Origin of the sequence: Dryocola baronae (genome assembly GCF_051297175.1) — a bacterium.
Classification (GTDB): Bacteria; Pseudomonadota; Gammaproteobacteria; order Enterobacterales; family Enterobacteriaceae; genus Dryocola.
In genome coordinates this window covers 2,200,317-2,217,844 of the sequence record NZ_JBINNY010000001.1, presented here as the reverse complement: position 1 = coordinate 2,217,844, position 17,528 = coordinate 2,200,317, and the positions used below count along the sequence as shown (strand labels likewise).

Here is a 17,528-nt window from a genome sequence, read left to right as displayed (position 1 = left end):
GCATAAAAAGCATGTAACTTCCGGAGTTTTCAGCGCTTTCATTGCCAGGACATAAATTAATACAGTAATAATTAATATTAACTTGTTAAGAATATTCGTCCATTCGCGCAATAATACCTAAGGTGGATATTTACCCTTTGATGCCGTATACCCCCGGCTTTACTAAGTACAACAACCCCTGTTACTCCCAGGGTTGTTGTCCAAAAAGTGACTTATCCACCTTTTTTTGTGAGTGAGTTCAAGCCGAATTTAAGTTAGCGACCTTAAATAAAAGCGTTAAATAAGCCGAATTTTTGAATTCCTTACATTCCACCCTATTGCAGAACTTAATTTAAGGCTCTATTATTAACCCAACAAGCCACCCAATATAAGTTTGAGATTACTAAAATGAGCGAAGCACTTAAAATTCTGAACAACATCCGTACTCTTCGTGCACAGGCAAGAGAATGCACCCTCGAAACCCTCGAAGAAATGCTGGAAAAATTAGAAGTTGTTGTTAATGAGCGCCGTGAAGAAGAAAACGCCGCTGCTGCAGAAATTGAAGAACGTACCCGCAAGCTGCAACAATACCGCGAAATGCTGATTGCTGACGGTATTGACCCGAACGAATTGCTGAACAGCATGGCTGCTGTTAAATCCGCTGGTAAAGCTAAGCGTGCAGCGCGTCCGGCTAAATACGAATACATTGATGAGAACGGCGAAACTAAGACCTGGACTGGTCAGGGCCGTACTCCAGCAGTAATCAAAAAAGCTATGGAAGACCAGGGTAAAAAACTGGAAGATTTCCTGATTGCCTAATCTGACGCTTTAAGTGTGCTGCTTATTAAATCCCGCCTCGGCGGGATTTTTTTATAGGCATAATAAAAAGGGAAGCCTCTGCTTCCCTTTTTTACTGCGTCGTGCTGATTAACTTAATTTGTAGAAGGTCTTATACCATTCCACAAAGCGCGTAACGCCTTCAGAAACCGAGGTCTGCGGCTTGAAGCCAATCACTTTGAACAAGGCGCTGGTATCGGCGCTGGTCTCCAGAACGTCACCAGGCTGCATTGGCATCATATTCTTCTCCGCCACCTTACCGAGGGCCGTTTCCAGCGCCGTAATGTAATCCATCAAGGTTACCGGGTCGCTATTACCGATGTTATACACGCGGTAAGGCGCGGAACTGGTTGCTGGCGATCCTTGTTCCACTGTCCATGACGCATCGGCCTGTGGAATGACATCCTGCAAACGCACTATCGCTTCTGCAATATCATCGATATAAGTAAAATCACGGCGCATTTGTCCGTGGTTATAAACATCGATGCTATTACCCTCAACAATTGCGCGGGTGAATTTAAATAACGCCATATCAGGACGGCCCCACGGTCCGTAAACCGTGAAAAAGCGTAACCCGGTTGTCGGTAAGCCATATAAATGGGAGTAGGTGTGCGACATCAATTCATTGGCTTTTTTGGTCGCCGCATATAAAGAGACCGGATGGTCGACCGAATCATCGGTAGAAAACGGCAGCTTGCGATTTAAGCCATACACCGAGCTTGATGAGGCGTATAACAAATGACCAACTTTATTATGACGGCAACCTTCCAGCACATTCAGATGGCCGATAAGGTTGGAATCTGCATAGGCGTGCGGGTTTTCGATGGAATAACGCACGCCAGCCTGTGCGGCAAGATGAATTACACGGTCGAACTTTTGCGTGGCAAATAACTGCTCCATCGCGCTGCGATCGGCAAGGTCAATTTTTTCGAAGTGGAACTGGGCGTGAGGTTTGAGTAAATCAAGGCGGGCGAGCTTGAGATTGACATCGTAATAGTCATTCAGGTTATCGATTCCGATAACCTGGTGACCGGCAGCAAGCAGACGCTCGCTAACATGAAAACCAATAAAGCCTGCTGCGCCGGTAACCAGAAATTTCATACAACCCTCATTTATTACGCAATATTAATGGACGCTCCGCGGCCAATTGCATAATAAACGAAGCCGCGTTTGCTGAGTCTCTCAGGATCATACAGGTTACGGCCGTCAAAGATAACTGGTTGTTTCAGGGATTTCTTGATGGTGTCAAAATCCGGTGCGCGGAAACTCTGCCATTCGGTACAAATGACTAAAGCATCTGCTCCCTGCAACGCCGCCTCTTTGGTTCCCATCAGTTTAAGATCGTCACGGTGTCCGTAGATGCGCTGGGTTTCGTCCATGGCTTCTGGATCGTAAGCCTGCACCTGAGCCCCGCGTTCCCACAGTGCTTCCATCAGGACGCGGCTGGAGGCCTCACGCATATCATCGGTATTGGGTTTGAAAGAAAGCCCCCACAGCGCGAAGGTTTTGCCTTTCAGATCTTCACCAAAATGACGACGAATAAACTCAGGGAGTTTTAACTTCTGGTCGTGGTTGACCTCTTCAACCGCCTGCAGAATGCGCGGCGTATAGCCGATCTGCTGTGCGGTACGAATCAGTGCCTGAACGTCTTTCGGGAAGCAGGAGCCACCGTAACCGCAGCCAGGATAGATAAAGCTGTAACCGATACGCGAATCAGAACCGATCCCCATACGCACTTTTTCGATATCTGCACCTAAACGTTCCGCCAGGTTTGAGATCTCGTTCATAAAGCTGATTTTAGTCGCCAGCATGCAGTTAGCAGCGTACTTGGTCAGCTCGGCGCTGCGGATGTCCATCAGGATCATACGATCGTGATTGCGGTTAAACGGCTCGTAGAGTTCACGCAGCAGATCAACCACGTCGTCGTTGTCGGTACCGATAACGATACGTTCAGGGCGCATACAGTCGGAAACGGCGGCCCCTTCTTTCAAGAACTCGGGGTTGGAGACAACGTCGAAGGAAATCGTTTCGCCGCGCTCTTTAAGCGTTTCTTCCATCACGCTGCGGACTTTATCTGCTGTGCCGACGGGCACGGTAGACTTGTCCAGCACCACCTTATGGGAAGTCATGTGCTGTGCGATAGTGCGCGCAACTGCGGTCACGTATTTCAGGTCCGCAGAACCGTCTTCATCAGGCGGTGTCCCGACGGCGATAAACTGCATTTCGCCGTGATGCACGCCCATCTCAGCGTCGGTGCTGAACTGGAGACGGCCTTCTTCGTAATTTTTTTTCACCAGCGGCGTCAGGCCCGGTTCAAAAATAGGGATTACGCCGTTCTTCAGGTTTTCTACTTTCTTCGCATCGACGTCGATACACATAACTTCGTGGCCGACTTCCGCAAGCACCGCGGCCTGCACAAGCCCAACGTAGCCGATACCAAATACAGTAACTTTCATCTTTCTATCCTGCGTTGAATTGAATTACTTCTTCGCGCCAACGGTCTCTTCCAGCCAGGCTTTGAAATCTTCGCCAAGCGTCTTGTGACGGATGCCGTATTCCACAAAGGCCTGCATATAGCCAAGTTTGTTACCGCAGTCATGGCTTACGCCCTTCATGTGGTAGGCTTCAACCGTCTGTTTTTCCATCAGCATGGCGATAGAGTCGGTAAGCTGGATTTCGTCGCCCGCGCCCGGAGGCGTTTTGGACAGCAGCGGCCAGATATCGGCGTTCAGGACATAACGCCCTACTACGGCGAGGTTCGATGGCGCAACGTTCGCTTTTGGTTTCTCAACGATACCGACCATCGGCACGCTGTCGCCTTCGTTCAGCTCGACGCCTTTACAGTCAACAACGCCGTAAGCGGTCACGTCCTCTACTGGCTCAACCATGATCTGGCTATGACCGGTAGCATCAAAACGTTTAATCATCTCGGCCAGGTTATCCTGGGAGAGATCGGATTCGAATTCGTCCAGAATCACGTCCGGCAGGATAACCGCAACCGGCTCGTCGCCGACCACTGGATGCGCACAAAGCACAGCGTGGCCCAGGCCTTTCGCCAGACCCTGGCGAACCTGCATAATGGTGACGTGCGGTGGGCAAATAGCCTGCACTTCTTCAAGCAGCTGGCGCTTAACGCGTTTTTCCAGCATGGCTTCCAGCTCGAAGCTGGTATCGAAGTGGTTCTCGATGGAGTTTTTGGAAGAGTGCGTTACCAGAACAATTTCGGTAATTCCCGCCGCAATACATTCGTTCACGACGTACTGAATTAGGGGTTTATCTACCAGCGGCAGCATCTCTTTCGGAATTGCCTTGGTCGCCGGCAACATACGCGTTCCCAATCCTGCTACAGGGATTACTGCTTTTCTAACTTTAGAATTAATGGCAGCCATTGAAAAACCTCCTGGACTGTTCAAGTACAACTTGCTCGTCAATTTAAAAACGCGTTTGAGTATATCAGCTTAAAAACTAAATCTGCCGCTGTTTACCCGTAGCGCGGGTAATTTAAGACTAATACGAATCGGTCTGGCGCGATATTACCACCAGGCCAGATAAGGGAGTAAACCTAAATGCAATGAGTTATTTAGATGCTCATTCCGCAGACAACATCAGGCGTAAACGACCGCCGGAACCCCATACCTGACACTGCCAGGCTTCGCAACGCTGGCTGATTTGATTTAAGTAAGTATTACCCAGAGTTCCTAATGGCACACCGTTACTCACCTGAATTTGATGCTCGCCGGTATTTAACGTCGCGTTAAGGCCAGCCGAGACCAAAATGAGGTTTTTTAAAGCGCTGTGGTAATAGCCAACGATGAGCGGAAATTGCCCAGTTAGATTTGCCTGGCGCAATAACTGATTCACCTGCTTGAGCAAATTGCCTAATTCCGGCAGGCGCTGTCGCTGTTGAGAAAGCTGCTCCTGCAGCAGGCCGTTAAACAGCGCGCGCAGCAGCAGAGCCGCCAGCACGCCGTTGTCCCCGGCGCGGGTGACGTCCAGGCAATAAAAAGCGAGATCGTTTTCGGAAAGCGGCGCGATATCCAGCACCAGACCGGGCTGATCGGCAGCAATCAGCTGGCGGTAGTTAACGCGGCAGTGGGACATGACCTGCTGAACCGGCGGCTGTAGCTCCTGCAGGAGTTTTGACGCCGCCTGCGGATCGCTCACCAGCGCGTCCCAGTCCTGGAACAGGCGCTCTTCTTCTTCAACGCGCGAGTTAAACATCGCCGGATACAGGCAGGCAAAAACGGTTTCACGAAGGCGATTGAGGTCTTTGATGGGTTTTAACAGCACGTCCTGCACGCCCAGGCGCAGGGCTTTAGCGATATCCGACATATTCTCGGTCGCCGAAATCACTAAAATTGGCGTCTGGTTACCTTCATTGCGCATATGCTCAACAAGCTTCAGCCCGTTCATGCGGGGCATGGCAAGATCGCAGATCAGCAGATCGGGATTGACCCCCGACATTTTCTCAAGCGCGTCAACGCCGTCCCAGGCCAGTGACGTCATCGCCCCAAGCGACGAAAGATAGCTATCCAGTAGAGAGCGGAAAACGGGCTCGTCCTCGACGATGAGAATCTGTTTCCCCACAAGTGGCTGTGTCATGCGCTCTCCTCTGACTGGCGATAATTGAATAGTGGCATGGTATGGCTTTGTGCGCCTGTCAGATTTGCCTTAAGTCGTGTAAAAATCTTCATTTCATACATGAGAACGGACCAGCGGTAAAAGTTCATCCATTTTCTTTTCAACCGCCTGCGTGCCGGCGGAGATGGCTTCCGCGGCGCGATGAAAATCAAGCGTGGAAATTTGCGGACAGAATGGCTGAATCAAAATATCCGGCGGATCGCCCGCCATACGGTTACGTTTGAGGCGGTTTTCCAGCACCTGAATTGAGGTGGACATGATTTCCATGGCCGTCGGTGTGGTATTGGCCTTACGCGTTTTCATTTTGCCGAGCTGTTCACGCAGCCGACCACGCCATGTCGACCGCTGCCCCACCTCGTCGGTGAGCGGCCCGGTCATATTCACGGAGAGCAGGTCCTGCTGCATAAGATGGGCATCGTGCTGCAAATCGACGGCAATGACAATATCTGCGCCAAGCGCGCGCGTCAGCGAGACGGGAACGGGATTGACCACCGCGCCGTCCACAAGCCAGTAGCCGTTATAGCCCACGGGGGAGAGTAGCCCCGGCATGCTGCACGAGGCGCGAACGGCCTGGTGGAGATCGCCGTCGGTAAACCACAGCTCGCGGCCGGTGCTTAAATTGCAGGCAACGGAGCCAAAGCGCAGCTCGCAGCCCTCGATAGATTCTTGAGTGATAATTTTGCGAACGTTATTAAAGACCCTTTCGCCGCGCAGCAGGCCGCCGCGACGCCAGGATAGATCCATCAAACGTAAAACGTCCCAGTAGCCAAACGATCTCACCCAGCGTTCCATCACCGGTAGCCGGTTGCTGGCATAGGCGGCTCCCACTAGCGCCCCTACCGAACAGCCCGCAACGATATCAATTTCTATGCCTGCTCGCTTTAACGCATTGATAACACCAATATGCGCCCACCCTTTTGCTGCTCCCGACCCTAACGCCAGGCCGATTTTTACCTGTCTCATTCCGCCTCGGTAACTCTTTGCAGGATTTGCATCCCGTGGCGCCGTCGCCACTGCTCGGTTAACATAGCGCTGCCCGGGCGTTAAAACGCCGTCTAATTTTCCAAGGAGTTACTGTGGCGCAACTTTGCCCTTGTGGCAGCGGTTTGGAGTATAGCGTATGTTGCCAGCCTTACCTAAGCGGTGAGGCCCTGCCTATGACACCAGCAAAGCTCATGCGTTCGCGCTATAGCGCATATGTGATGCAGGACGCAGATTATCTTGTTGCAACCTGGCATGCGTCAGTACGCGTGGAATCCCTTAAGTCCGATATTTCGGCAGGTTTTGCCAACACGCAATGGCTCGGTTTAACCGTCTTTGAAGAAGCCCAGGGCCGCGATGAGAGAGAAGGCTTTGTCAGCTTCGTCGCCCGCTTTATGGACCAGGGGCAAGAAAGTGCCATCATCGAACGTTCCCGGTTCTTAAAAGAATCGGGTCGGTGGTACTATGTCGACGGTACGCGCCCCCAGCTGGGACGCAACGATCCCTGCCCCTGCGGCTCCGGGAAAAAATTCAAAAAATGCTGTGGGCGATAAGCCTCAAGGCCGTAACCACACTATTGTTAGCAAACACCGTTCAACAGGATTTACCAAGCGATGCCAGCACTACAACGAAAAGTACTCCGCACTATCTGCCCTGACGCGAAGGGTCTGATCGCCAAGATCACCAACATCTGTTACAAGCACGAGCTGAATATCGTGCAGAACAACGAGTTCGTCGATCATCGCACCGGGCGCTTTTTCATGCGCACCGAGCTTGAAGGCATCTTTAACGACTCCACGCTGCTGGCCGACCTTGACGGCGCATTGCCGGAAGGTTCAGTACGCGAGCTAACGCCAGCGGGCCGTCGCCGGGTGGTGATTCTGGTAACTAAAGAAGCCCACTGCCTGGGCGATCTGCTGATGAAGGCCACCTACGGCGGGCTGGACGTTGAAATCGCCGCGGTTATCGGCAACCACGATACCCTGCGCACGCTGGTAGAACGCTTTGATATCCCATTCCAGCTCGTCAGCCACGAAGGCATGACCCGCGAAGAGCACGACACGCAAATGGCCGACGCCATCGCCGCCTACGAGCCAGACTATGTCGTCCTGGCGAAGTACATGCGCGTCCTGACGCCAACGTTCGTGTCACGCTTCCCGAATCAGATCATCAACATTCACCATTCGTTCCTGCCCGCCTTTATCGGCGCGCGCCCGTATCACCAGGCTTATGAACGGGGCGTGAAGATCATCGGCGCAACGGCGCACTACGTAAATGACAATCTGGATGAAGGCCCAATCATCATGCAGGACGTGATTCACGTCGATCACACCTACACGGCAGAAGATATGATGCGCGCAGGCCGCGACGTCGAAAAAAACGTGTTAAGCCGTGCGCTCTACCAGGTGCTCGCCCAGCGCGTGTTCGTTTATGGCAACCGCACCATCATTTTGTAGCGCCATGCAGATGAATTGTTTAGCTTTACGACGTTACGCGTAAAAAAACGGCAAACGATTCATTTTCTTACAGCGAATACTTTACAGCGGCGCTTCATTTGATATGATGCGCCCCGCTTCACACAACGAAGCAGGCCAGTAAAAGCATTACCCCGTGGTGGGGTTCCCGAGCGGCCAAAGGGAGCAGACTGTAAATCTGCCGTCATCGACTTCGAAGGTTCGAATCCTTCCCCCACCACCATCTCAAGATTTAAGCTTAAATACCCCTGGCGGGGTTCCCGAGCGGCCAAAGGGAGCAGACTGTAAATCTGCCGTCATCGACTTCGAAGGTTCGAATCCTTCCCCCGCCACCATCTTCCAGTTATTCCAAAACTTCCCAATCGCACAATTTTCATATTTCCCTTTGGGGAAGGACGAGAAGCTTCGATTAAGGTTCGAGTCGAACGCAGTGAGACAACGTTGCTTTAGCAACGGCCCGCAGGGCAAGACGCTTTAGCGTCGAGTAATCCTTCCCCCGCCACCATCTTCCAGATATTCCAAAACTTCCCAATCGCACAATTTTTCATATTTCCCTTTGGGGAAGGACGAGAAGCTTCGATTAAGGTTCGAGTCGAACGCAGTGAGACAACGTTGCTTTAGCAACGGCCCGCAGGGCAAGACGCTTTAGCGTCGAGTAATCCTTCCCCCGCCACCATCTTTCAGATATTCCAAAACTTCCCAATCGCACATTTTTTTCATATTTCCCTTTGGGGAAGGATTAAACCGTCCAACTTTTGGTGGATGGCGCATTCGCTTATCCATCCTACAGAAGCGCTCGGCCCGAAGCCCACTATCCCCGTAGGGCGGGTAAGCGCAGCGCCACCCGCCGTCCCCCGAAAACGGGCAAAAAAATACCCGGCCGAAGCCAGGTATTTATCAAACATCATCAACAATCAGCGACGAGCGCGAACAACCTGATATTTCCGCGTCAGATACTCAACCGGCGCGCTCCAGACGTGCACCAGGCGGGTGAACGGGAACAACAGGAACAGCGTCATGCCAAGCACGAGGTGAACGCGGAAGATAAACGCCACGCCGTCCAGATGCTCGGACGCACCGCCGTGGAAGGTCACCACGCTTTGCGCCCAGCCCACCAGCTTCATCATCTCGCTGCCGTCCATATGCTGCGCGGAAAACGGAATGGTGCCGAGGCCAAGCGCACACTGGAGAACCAGCAGGCTGAGGATCATGATATCCGCAGGCGTTGAGGTAGCACGAATGCGCGGATTAAACAGACGACGCTTCAGCAGCATCAGGCCGCCAACCAGCGTCATCACGCCGCACGCCCCGCCTGCAAACATCGCCATCTTCTGCTTCACGTCGATCGGCAGGAAGGCTTCATACATCCAGTGCGGCGTCAGCATCCCCAGGAAGTGACCGGCGAAGATCCCCAGAATCCCGAAGTGGAACAGGTTAGACGCCATGTTCATGCCTTTTCTGTCCAGCATCTGGCTTGAACCGGCTTTCCAGGTGTACTGGCCATAGTCGTAACGCAGCCAGCTACCGGCCAGGAAAACCGTGCCGCAAAGGTACGGGTAAATGTCAAAGAAGAACACATTTAGAAAATGCATTATCACTGTCCTCCAATATTCAGATACTGCGGAGCGACAGCCCCGGCAAAGCGACGCTGGTGGCTGGAAATCTCAGACTCCCCGCAGCCCTGGTCGGCGACAAATTTCACCTGCTCTTCTTCCCACACGGCGTCCAGCGCCTGTGGCGTATCGTCGCGGGCTTCATCGGCAATCTGTTTGCTCACGCTATCGACCGCCACGTCGCTTTGCGACAGGCCAATCAGCACGTCAAACAGCACGGCGTAGCGGCTTTCACGCTGCTTCAGGCGAGCGCCCAGCAGCGCAAGAATCGGCGCGATATCCTGCAACCCGCCCAGCGCATCTTCCTGCGTTCTCTGGGAGAGATATTCAAGATACAGCGGCAGGTGATCCGGCAGCTCGCGGCTGTCGATCTCCATGCCCGCCTGCTCGTACTGGGCCATCAGGTTGACCATCGCCTGACCGCGGTCGCGGGATTCACCGTGAACGTGTTCAAAAAGCAGCAGCGAGGTCGCACGGCCACGGTCGAACAGCTCGCCGTAGGCCGCCTGCGCGTCCAGCAAATCCTGGCCGCAAAGCGTGGTGATAAAGTCGTTAAGCTGCGCGGCCTGCTGCAAATTCAGCGCACCGCCTTCCGCCAGCGCGTCACGAAGCTCCTGCTTGTGATGCCACAGGGCAGCATCCGGATACTCGAGCAGGCGTGAAATAACCAGAAGTTCAATCATGCGTGTGGCTCCGTTTTACTGGACACGTCGATGGCGTCGATGCGGCGGCTGTTGAACAGGTTGAACTTGCTGTCGCTGCCGTGGCAGCCGTCGCCGAAGCTAAAGCCGCAGCCGTTGCGTTCAGGGAAGGCATCCGCCGCCAGCTCGCGGTGGCTGCTTGGCACCACGAAACGGTCTTCGTAGTTAGCAATCGCCAGGTAGCGGTACATTTCCTGCGCCTGCGCTTCGCTCAGGCCCACCTCTTCCAGCGCGCGCAGATCGTTTACGCCGTCGACGGTTTCCGCACGCTTGTAATGGCGCATCGCCAGCATGCGCTTCAGGGCGCGCAGCACCGGCGCGGTGTCGCCTGCGGTCAGCAGATTCGCCAGGTACTCAACCGGAATACGCAGGCTTTCCACGTCCGGCAGAATACCGGTATGCGGCAGCTCGCCCGCGTCGGCCGCGGACTGAATCGGCGATAGCGGCGGCACGTACCAGACCATCGGCAGGGTGCGGTATTCCGGATGCAGCGGCAGCGCCAGCTTCCAGTCCACCGCCATTTTGTAAACCGGCGACTGTTGCGCGGCGGTAATCACGCTCTGCGGAACGCCATCTTTCAGCGCCTGGGCGATAACCGCCGGATCGTTCGGGTCGAGGAAAATGCTCAGCTGGCGCTCGTAGAGATCTTTCTCGCTTTCGGTGCTCGCCGCCTGTTCGATTGCGTCCGCGTCGTACAGCAGCACGCCGAGGTAGCGAATACGCCCGACGCAGGTTTCGGAGCACACGGTCGGCATGCCCGCTTCGATACGCGGGTAGCAGAAGATGCACTTCTCGGACTTGCCGGACTTCCAGTTGAAGTAGATTTTCTTGTACGGGCAGCCGGTGATGCACATGCGCCAGCCGCGGCATTTGTCCTGGTCAATCAGCACGATGCCGTCTTCTTCACGCTTGTAGATGGCACCGCTCGGGCAGGTTGCCGCACACGCCGGGTTCAGGCAGTGTTCGCACAGGCGCGGCAGGTACGCCATAAAGGTGTTCTCAAACTGGCCGTACATCGCCTTTTGCATATTGGCGAAGTTCTGGTCTTTGGAGAGCTTTTCGAACTCGCCGCCCAGATCGTCTTCCCAGTTCGGGCCAGCCTTGATTTTGTCCATACGCTGCCCGGTAATCAGCGAGCGAGGACGCGCGATAGGCTGGTGCTTGCCTTCCGGCGCGTTGTGCAGGCGCTGGTAATCAAAATCGAACGGCTCGTAATAATCGTCGATGCCCGGCAGATGCGGGTTGGCGAAGATTTTGCCCAGCAGCAGCGCGCGGTTGCCCATGCGCGGCTGCAGCTTGCCGTTGATTTTGCGGATCCAGCCGCCCTTCCACTTGTCCTGGTTTTCCCAGTCGGTCGGGTAGCCGGTGCCCGGCTTGGTTTCCACGTTGTTGAACCACGCGTACTCCATGCCTTCGCGGCTGGTCCAGACGTTTTTGCAGGTCACAGAACAGGTGTGACAGCCGATGCATTTATCAAGGTTCAGCACCATGCCGACTTGTGAACGAATTTTCATTTTACGCTCTCCTGTTTCTGGTCATTGCCTTCGCCGTCTAACCAGTTAATGTCTTTCATCTTACGAACCACCACGAACTCATCGCGGTTAGAACCCACGGTGCCGTAGTAGTTAAAGCCGTAGGCCAGCTGCGCGTAGCCGCCGATCATGTGCGTCGGTTTAGGGCTAATGCGCGTGACCGAGTTATGAATACCGCCGCGCTGGCCGGTGATTTCTGACCCCGGCAGGTTCACGATACGTTCCTGCGCGTGGTACATCATCGTCATACCTTCCGGCACGCGCTGGCTGACAACCGCACGGGCCGTAAGCGCGCCGTTGTTGTTGAACACTTCAATCCAGTCGTTATCTTCAATGCCCAGATCTTTGGCGTCCTTCTCGCTCATCCACACGATCGGCCCGCCGCGCCCCAGCGTCAGCATCAGCAGGTTGTCGCTGTAGGTGGAGTGAATGCCCCATTTCTGGTGCGGGGTCAGGAAGTTCAGCGCCTTCTCAGGGTTGCCGTTGGACTTCTTGTTCATCACGCCTTTCACCGAACGGGTGTCAATCGGCGGACGGTACACCAGCAGGCTTTCGCCGAAATCGCGCATCCACTGGTGATCCTGATAAAGCTGCTGGCGGCCGGACAGGGTGCGCCATGGGATCAGCTCATGCACGTTGGTGTAGCAGGCGTTGTAGGACACGTGCTCATCTTCAAGGCCGGACCAGGTCGGGCTGGAGATGATTTTGCGCGGCTGGGCCTGAATATCGCGGAAGCGAATTTTCTCTTCTTCTTTAGGGCGCGCCAGATGGGTGTGGTCGCGGCCGGTAAACTCGCTGAGCGCGGCCCAGGCTTTAACCGCCACGTTGCCGTTGGTTTCCGGGGCAAGCGTCAGGATCACTTCTGCGGCATCGATCGCCGAGTTAATCATCGGCTGGCCTTTCGCCGGGCCTTCCGCCTTGGTGTAGTTCAGCTTGCGCAGCAGGTCCATTTCGCTCTGGGTATTCCAGGCGATGCCTTTGCCGCCGTTGCCAACGGTTTCCATCAGCGGGCCGACGGAGGTGAAGCGTTCGTAGGTCGCAGGGTAGTCGCGCTCAACCACCATCAGGTGCGGCGCGGTTTTGCCAGGGATCAGGTCACATTCGCCTTTTTTCCAGTCCATCACGCCGAGCGGCTGCGCCAGCTCTGCGGCCGAGTCGTGCTGGATTGGCAGCGTGACGACGTCGGTTTCTTTACCCAGGTGGCCCACGCACACTTCGGAGAATTTCTTCGCGATGGCCTTGTAGATTTCCCAGTCGCTTTTCGATTCCCAGGCGGGGTCTACGGCGGCAGAAAGCGGATGAATAAACGGATGCATATCCGACGTATTCATATCGTCTTTCTCATACCAGGTGGCGGTCGGCAGCACGATGTCGGAGTACAGGCAGGTGCTCGACAGGCGGAAGTCCAGCGTCACCACCAGATCCAGCTTGCCGTCGAGGCCGTTATCAACCCACTCGACTTCCTCCGGCATGACGCCGCCTTCTTTTCCCAGATCCTTGCCCTGAATACCGTTTTCGGTGCCGAGCAGATACTTAAGCATGTACTCGTGGCCTTTACCGGACGAGCCCAGCAGGTTAGAGCGCCAGACGAACAGGTTGCGCGGGTGGTTATTGCCCGCATCAGGCTGTTCGGCCGCAAAGCGAATATCGCCGCTTTTCAGCTGCTGCACGGTGTAATCCGCCGGGCTCATGCCCGCCGCTTTCGCCTGTGCCGCAATGGTCAGCGGGTTGATGTTCAGCTGCGGCGCGGACGGCAGCCAGCCCATGCGCTCGGCGCGCACGTTGAAGTCTACCAGGTGACCGGAATAGCGCGACTTGTCCGCCAGCGGGGAAAGCAGCTCCTGCGCGGTCAGCGACTCGTAGCGCCACTGGCTTGAGTGGTTATAGAAGAAAGAGGTGCTGTTCATGTGGCGCGGCGGACGCTGCCAGTCAAGGGCAAACGCCAGCGGGGTCCAGCCGGTCTGCGGACGCAGCTTTTCCTGGCCCACGTAGTGCGCCCAGCCGCCGCCGCTCTGGCCGACGCAGCCGCAGAAGATCAGCATGTTGATAAGGCCGCGGTAGTTCATGTCCATGTGGAACCAGTGGTTCATACCGGCACCAACGATGATCATTGAGCGACCGTGCGTTTTATCCGCGTTGTCGGCGAACTCGCGCGCGATGCGGATGATGTTCTGACGAGAAACGCCGGTGATCTGCTCGGCCCAGGCCGGGGTATAAGCCTTCACGTCGTCGTAGCTGGTCGCGCAGTTTTCATCGTTCAGACCGCGCTCGAGGCCGTAGTTCGCCAGCGTGAGATCGTAAACGGTGGTGACCAGCGCGGTTGTGCCGTCGGCCAGCTGCATGCGTTTTACCGGCAGCTTGTGCATCAGCACGTTTTCAAGCTTCACGTTGCTGAAGTGCTCGGTGCTTTCGCCGCCGAAGTACGGGAAGCCAACCTCGGCTACTTCGTCGTGGCTGCCCAGCAGGCTCAGGCGCAGCTCGGCCTCTTCACCGCTGGTACCGTCGCGCTGCTCGAGGTTCCACTTGCCCTTCTCGCCCCAGCGGTAGCCGATGGAGCCGTTTGGTGCCAGCGGTTCGCCGGTTTTGTCATCAAGCGCGACGGTTTTCCACTGCGGGTTGTTTTCCTGGCCCAGACCGTCAACCAGATCGGATGCGCGCAGCATACGGCCTGCGGCATAGAAGCCGTCGCGCTCTTCTAACATCACCAGCATCGGCATGTCGGTGTAGCGGCGCACGTAGTCGGTGAAGTACTGGCTCGGGTTATCGAGGTGGAACTCGCGCAGCATGACGTGGCCCATAGCCAGCGCCATCGCGGCATCGGTACCCTGTTTTGGCGCCAGCCACTGGTCGCAAAGCTTGGCGATTTCCGCGTAGTCTGGCGTAACCGCAACGGTTTTGGTGCCTTTATAGCGAACTTCGGTGAAGAAGTGGGCGTCCGGGGTACGCGTCTGCGGAACGTTGGAACCCCAGGCGATGATGTAGCTGGAGTTGTACCAGTCTGCGGATTCCGGCACGTCGGTCTGCTCGCCCCACGTCATCGGCGAGGCTGGCGGCAGGTCGCAGTACCAGTCGTAGAAGCTCAGGCAGGCACCGCCGATCAAAGAAAGGTAGCGCGCGCCGGAAGCATAGGAAACCATCGACATCGCCGGGATCGGCGAGAACCCGGCGATACGGTCCGGGCCAAAGGTTTTAGCGGTAAAGACGTTAGCGGCGGCAATCAGCTCGTTCACTTCTTCCCAGCTTGAGCGGACAAAACCACCGCGACCACGGGCCTGTTTATAGCTTTTTGCTTTTTCCGGGTCGTTAATGATGGATGCCCAGGCGTCGACCGGATCGTTATGCTGGGTCTTGGCTTCGCGCCACAGCTTAATCAGGCGCTTGCGCATCAGCGGGTATTTCAGGCGGTTAGCGCTATAGAGATACCAGGAGTAGCTCGCGCCGCGTGGGCAGCCGCGTGGCTCATGGTTTGGCATATCCGGACGGGTGCGCGGGTAGTCGGTCTGCTGGGTTTCCCAGGTGACCAGGCCGCTTTTAACGTAAATCTTCCAGCTGCAGGAACCGGTGCAGTTTACACCGTGAGTTGAACGCACGACCTTATCGTGCTGCCAGCGCTGGCGGTAGCCTTCTTCCCAATCGCGATTGGTATTAAGGAGTTGGCCATGCCCATCGGCAAAGGTTTCGCCCTTCTGCTTGAAGTAACGAAACCGGTCAAGAAACTTGCTCATCGGGGTTCTCCTGATGTGGAGCTCGTAGGCTCTATCTTATGAAATCGACATTGCTGATTTGCAGGCACGGTAACCCGCTCATATGAAGGGATAATTGATAACGATCAACTGCAGACGGGTTGCATGGAGGCTGGATTGCGCAATATACCACCAAAGTATAATCCCGCTAAAAACAGCAAATAACTGTAAATTAAAGTATTTTTTTCTAATTCAATTTGCTGTGGGTAGGATAATCACCCCGAGAGGTATTAAGGGGTAGGTAGGCCCTCTCCCTCTCGATTTGTGCACAAAAACATGTGTGCCATGAATGTTTTAGTATGTTGTAACTAACAGACAGGTAAAAAAAAGCGCAGCCGAAGCCGCGCAAGGGATAACCAAAAGGTCAAACGGTTACCGGGATGATTTACGGCCATAGACGGCCCAGGTAATCACCACGCAAATAATGTAAAACACCAGGAATACCTTCATCGCGCCGGCCGGTGAGCCGGTTAATGCCAGTGAAGTCCCGAACGCTTTAGGAATAAAGAAGCCGCCAATCGCGCCAATCGCGGAGATAAAGCCCAGCGCCGCCGCGGTGTCGGTTGCCGCTTCGCGCATCGCCTGCTCTTCGCTGCCGCCCGCCGCCTTAACGCGGTCCATAGTCAGCTTGCGGAAGATAACAGAGATCATCTGGAAGGTTGAACCACTCCCCAGCCCGGCCGTCAGGAACAGCATAAGGAACACGCCGAAGAAGGCAATGAAGTTACCGCCCACGCCGTTGTGAGGCAGCGTAGTGAACAGCAGCGCGCTGAAGATCGCCATAAACACGAAGTTGATAAGCGAAACCCGGGTGCCGCCCCAGCGGTCGGAGATTGCGCCACCCGCAGAACGCGCCAGCGCGCCGAACAGCGGGCCGAAGAAGGCGAAATGCAGAATGTTCACGTCCGGGAACTGGGTTTTTGACAGCATCGCAAAACCGGCGGAGAAACCGATGAACGAGCCGAAGGTTGCCAGATACAGCAGGCCCATAATCCACAGGTGCGCACGCTTGAGAACCGGCAGCTGCTCGCGCAGCGAGGCTTTAGACGCGGACAAATCGTTCATGCCGAACCAGGCGGCAATGGTGAAGATCGCAAGGAACGGAACCCAAATCCAGGCCGCGTTTTCCAGGAACAGCATGGTGCCGTCCGCCTGCTCAACGCCGGTGCCGCCAAATACGGCGAACATGGAAAGGGAAATCGCCAGCGGCGCAACCAGCTGCATGACGCTCACGCCCAGGTTACCCATCCCGCCGTTAATGCCCAGCGCCCCGCCCTGTTTTGCTTTCGGGTAGAAGAAGCTGATGTTCGCCATGCTGGAAGCAAAGTTTGCCCCGGCAAAACCGCACAGCAGGGCAATGATGATAAAGCTGCTGAACGGCGTGGCGGTATCCTGTACCGCAAAGCCCAGCCAGACGCAGGGAACGATCAGAATGCCGGTGCTAAACGCGGTCCAGCGGCGGCCGCCGAAAATCGGCACCATAAAGGAGTAAGGCACGCGCAGCAGCGCGCCGGACACGGAAGGCAGCGCCGTCAGCATAAACAGCTGGTCGGTGGTGAAGTTAAAGCCAACTTTGTTCAGATTGACCGCCACCGCGCTGAAAAGCATCCAGACGCAGAAGGCAAGCAGCAGGCTGGGTACGGAGATCCACAGATTGCGGCTGGCGATACGATGACCGGTTGTTTGCCAGAAGGCCGGTTCTTCAGGACGCCAGTCCGTAATTAGCGGACCCGATTTCTGCCCATTTGTGGACGACTGAGACATAAACACCTCAAAGTTTGTGAGAGTAATTGCCGCCACATTAGGGAGTATTCATGAATCTAATTTGATGCAAATCAATGGATAACTGATGAGAATGATGCCCAAAAATCAACCATGATTCTTTGTGAGTAACGCCCGGCCGTAAAAAAACCGTGGTTTTTCACAAGGCTGGTGCGAGTTATACCTGGCGTTGTTAGGGGTTATGCCACCTTTGGCAATTAAGGGGTAATCATTAGGGGGTATGGGTATACTCCAGGGGATGGCT

Annotated in this window: 13 protein-coding genes, 2 tRNA genes and 2 other RNA genes; 7 read left to right on the top strand and 10 right to left on the bottom strand. The window is 55.1% G+C overall.

Annotation, left to right across the window (positions count from 1 at the left end; translation table 11 throughout):
- Window positions 1-387: 387 nt before the first annotated feature.
- The gene (gene hns, locus ACSPHG_RS10445) at window positions 388-798 is read left to right on the top strand and encodes a histone-like nucleoid-structuring protein H-NS (RefSeq protein WP_435953395.1); all 411 of its coding nucleotides are present in this window, start codon (window positions 388-390) and stop codon (window positions 796-798) included.
- Between the two features lie 108 nt (window positions 799-906).
- On the opposite strand, the gene ACSPHG_RS10440 is transcribed toward hns, so the two are convergent.
- From ACSPHG_RS10440 to rssA, 5 genes are all read right to left on the bottom strand, one after another.
- Complete coding sequence (locus ACSPHG_RS10440; RefSeq protein WP_435953394.1) at window positions 907-1,917, bottom strand: NAD-dependent epimerase; 1,011 nt, start codon at window positions 1,915-1,917, stop codon at window positions 907-909.
- Window positions 1,918-1,931: 14 nt separating this feature from the next.
- Window positions 1,932-3,272, bottom strand: a complete 1,341-nt coding sequence (locus ACSPHG_RS10435; RefSeq protein ID WP_435953393.1) for a UDP-glucose dehydrogenase family protein — start codon at window positions 3,270-3,272, stop codon at window positions 1,932-1,934.
- A 24-nt stretch (window positions 3,273-3,296) separates the two neighbouring features.
- Window positions 3,297-4,205, bottom strand: a complete 909-nt coding sequence (galU, locus tag ACSPHG_RS10430) for a UTP--glucose-1-phosphate uridylyltransferase GalU (RefSeq protein ID WP_435953392.1) — start codon at window positions 4,203-4,205, stop codon at window positions 3,297-3,299.
- Between the two features lie 199 nt (window positions 4,206-4,404).
- Window positions 4,405-5,418, bottom strand: a complete 1,014-nt coding sequence (gene rssB, locus ACSPHG_RS10425; RefSeq protein WP_435953391.1) for a two-component system response regulator RssB — start codon at window positions 5,416-5,418, stop codon at window positions 4,405-4,407.
- Between the two features lie 93 nt (window positions 5,419-5,511).
- A complete protein-coding gene (gene rssA, locus ACSPHG_RS10420) occupies window positions 5,512-6,420 on the bottom strand; it encodes a patatin-like phospholipase RssA (RefSeq protein WP_435953390.1) in 909 nt (302 codons plus the stop codon).
- 113 nt (window positions 6,421-6,533) lie between these two features.
- Between rssA and ACSPHG_RS10415 the strand changes: the two genes are divergently transcribed.
- The 6 genes from ACSPHG_RS10415 (at window position 6,534) to ACSPHG_RS10390 (ending at window position 8,589) form a co-directional block, all read left to right on the top strand.
- On the top strand, window positions 6,534-6,992 hold the full coding sequence (locus tag ACSPHG_RS10415; protein ID WP_435953389.1) for a YchJ family protein: 459 nt from the start codon (window positions 6,534-6,536) through the stop codon (window positions 6,990-6,992).
- Between the two features lie 60 nt (window positions 6,993-7,052).
- Window positions 7,053-7,895: a formyltetrahydrofolate deformylase gene (gene purU, locus ACSPHG_RS10410; RefSeq protein ID WP_435953388.1), complete on the top strand. Its 843-nt coding sequence runs from the start codon at window positions 7,053-7,055 to the stop codon at window positions 7,893-7,895.
- 156 nt (window positions 7,896-8,051) lie between these two features.
- Window positions 8,052-8,136 (top strand) — tRNA-Tyr (locus ACSPHG_RS10405).
- 27 nt (window positions 8,137-8,163) lie between these two features.
- Window positions 8,164-8,248, top strand: a tRNA-Tyr gene (locus tag ACSPHG_RS10400).
- Window positions 8,249-8,287: 39 nt separating this feature from the next.
- A non-coding RNA gene (locus ACSPHG_RS10395) (RtT sRNA) lies at window positions 8,288-8,418 on the top strand.
- A 40-nt stretch (window positions 8,419-8,458) separates the two neighbouring features.
- Window positions 8,459-8,589: non-coding RNA, RtT sRNA (locus ACSPHG_RS10390), on the top strand.
- 238 nt (window positions 8,590-8,827) lie between these two features.
- Here the strand turns inward: ACSPHG_RS10390 and narI are convergent.
- The 5 genes from narI to ACSPHG_RS10365 all read right to left on the bottom strand — a co-directional run bounded on the left by narI (window position 8,828) and on the right by ACSPHG_RS10365 (window position 17,266).
- Window positions 8,828-9,505 carry a respiratory nitrate reductase subunit gamma gene (narI, locus tag ACSPHG_RS10385; RefSeq protein WP_435953387.1) on the bottom strand — a complete coding sequence of 226 codons (678 nt, stop codon included), beginning with the start codon at window positions 9,503-9,505 and terminating at the stop codon, window positions 8,828-8,830.
- 2 nt (window positions 9,506-9,507) lie between these two features.
- Complete coding sequence (gene narJ / locus ACSPHG_RS10380; protein WP_435953386.1) at window positions 9,508-10,209, bottom strand: nitrate reductase molybdenum cofactor assembly chaperone; 702 nt, start codon at window positions 10,207-10,209, stop codon at window positions 9,508-9,510.
- Window positions 10,206-11,741 (bottom strand): nitrate reductase subunit beta, encoded by a 1,536-nt coding sequence (gene narH / locus ACSPHG_RS10375; RefSeq protein ID WP_435953385.1) that lies wholly within the window; start codon window positions 11,739-11,741, stop codon window positions 10,206-10,208. Before narH ends, narJ begins: the two co-directional genes overlap by 4 nt.
- Window positions 11,738-15,484: a nitrate reductase subunit alpha gene (locus ACSPHG_RS10370; RefSeq protein WP_435953384.1), complete on the bottom strand. Its 3,747-nt coding sequence runs from the start codon at window positions 15,482-15,484 to the stop codon at window positions 11,738-11,740. The genes narH and ACSPHG_RS10370 overlap by 4 nt, the downstream gene beginning before the upstream one ends.
- Window positions 15,485-15,874: 390 nt before the next feature.
- Window positions 15,875-17,266, bottom strand: coding sequence for a NarK family nitrate/nitrite MFS transporter (locus tag ACSPHG_RS10365; RefSeq protein WP_435953383.1), 1,392 nt, complete (start codon window positions 17,264-17,266; stop codon window positions 15,875-15,877).
- Between the last annotated feature and the right edge of the window lie 262 nt (window positions 17,267-17,528).

What these genes read in the sequence shown, in the direction of transcription:
- hns (WP_435953395.1), top strand. Translation starts at nt 388, where the DNA reads ATGAGCGAAGCACTTAAAATTCTGAACAACATCCGTACTCTTCGTGCA.
- ACSPHG_RS10440 (WP_435953394.1), bottom strand. Translation starts at nt 1,917, where the DNA reads ATGAAATTTCTGGTTACCGGCGCAGCAGGCTTTATTGGTTTTCATGTT.
- ACSPHG_RS10435 (WP_435953393.1), bottom strand. Translation starts at nt 3,272, where the DNA reads ATGAAAGTTACTGTATTTGGTATCGGCTACGTTGGGCTTGTGCAGGCC.
- galU (WP_435953392.1), bottom strand. Translation starts at nt 4,205, where the DNA reads ATGGCTGCCATTAATTCTAAAGTTAGAAAAGCAGTAATCCCTGTAGCA.
- rssB (WP_435953391.1), bottom strand. Translation starts at nt 5,418, where the DNA reads ATGACACAGCCACTTGTGGGGAAACAGATTCTCATCGTCGAGGACGAG.
- rssA (WP_435953390.1), bottom strand. Translation starts at nt 6,420, where the DNA reads ATGAGACAGGTAAAAATCGGCCTGGCGTTAGGGTCGGGAGCAGCAAAA.
- purU (WP_435953388.1), top strand. Translation starts at nt 7,053, where the DNA reads ATGCCAGCACTACAACGAAAAGTACTCCGCACTATCTGCCCTGACGCG.
- narI (WP_435953387.1), bottom strand. Translation starts at nt 9,505, where the DNA reads ATGCATTTTCTAAATGTGTTCTTCTTTGACATTTACCCGTACCTTTGC.
- narJ (WP_435953386.1), bottom strand. Translation starts at nt 10,209, where the DNA reads ATGATTGAACTTCTGGTTATTTCACGCCTGCTCGAGTATCCGGATGCT.
- narH (WP_435953385.1), bottom strand. Translation starts at nt 11,741, where the DNA reads ATGAAAATTCGTTCACAAGTCGGCATGGTGCTGAACCTTGATAAATGC.
- ACSPHG_RS10370 (WP_435953384.1), bottom strand. Translation starts at nt 15,484, where the DNA reads ATGAGCAAGTTTCTTGACCGGTTTCGTTACTTCAAGCAGAAGGGCGAA.
- ACSPHG_RS10365 (WP_435953383.1), bottom strand. Translation starts at nt 17,266, where the DNA reads ATGTCTCAGTCGTCCACAAATGGGCAGAAATCGGGTCCGCTAATTACG.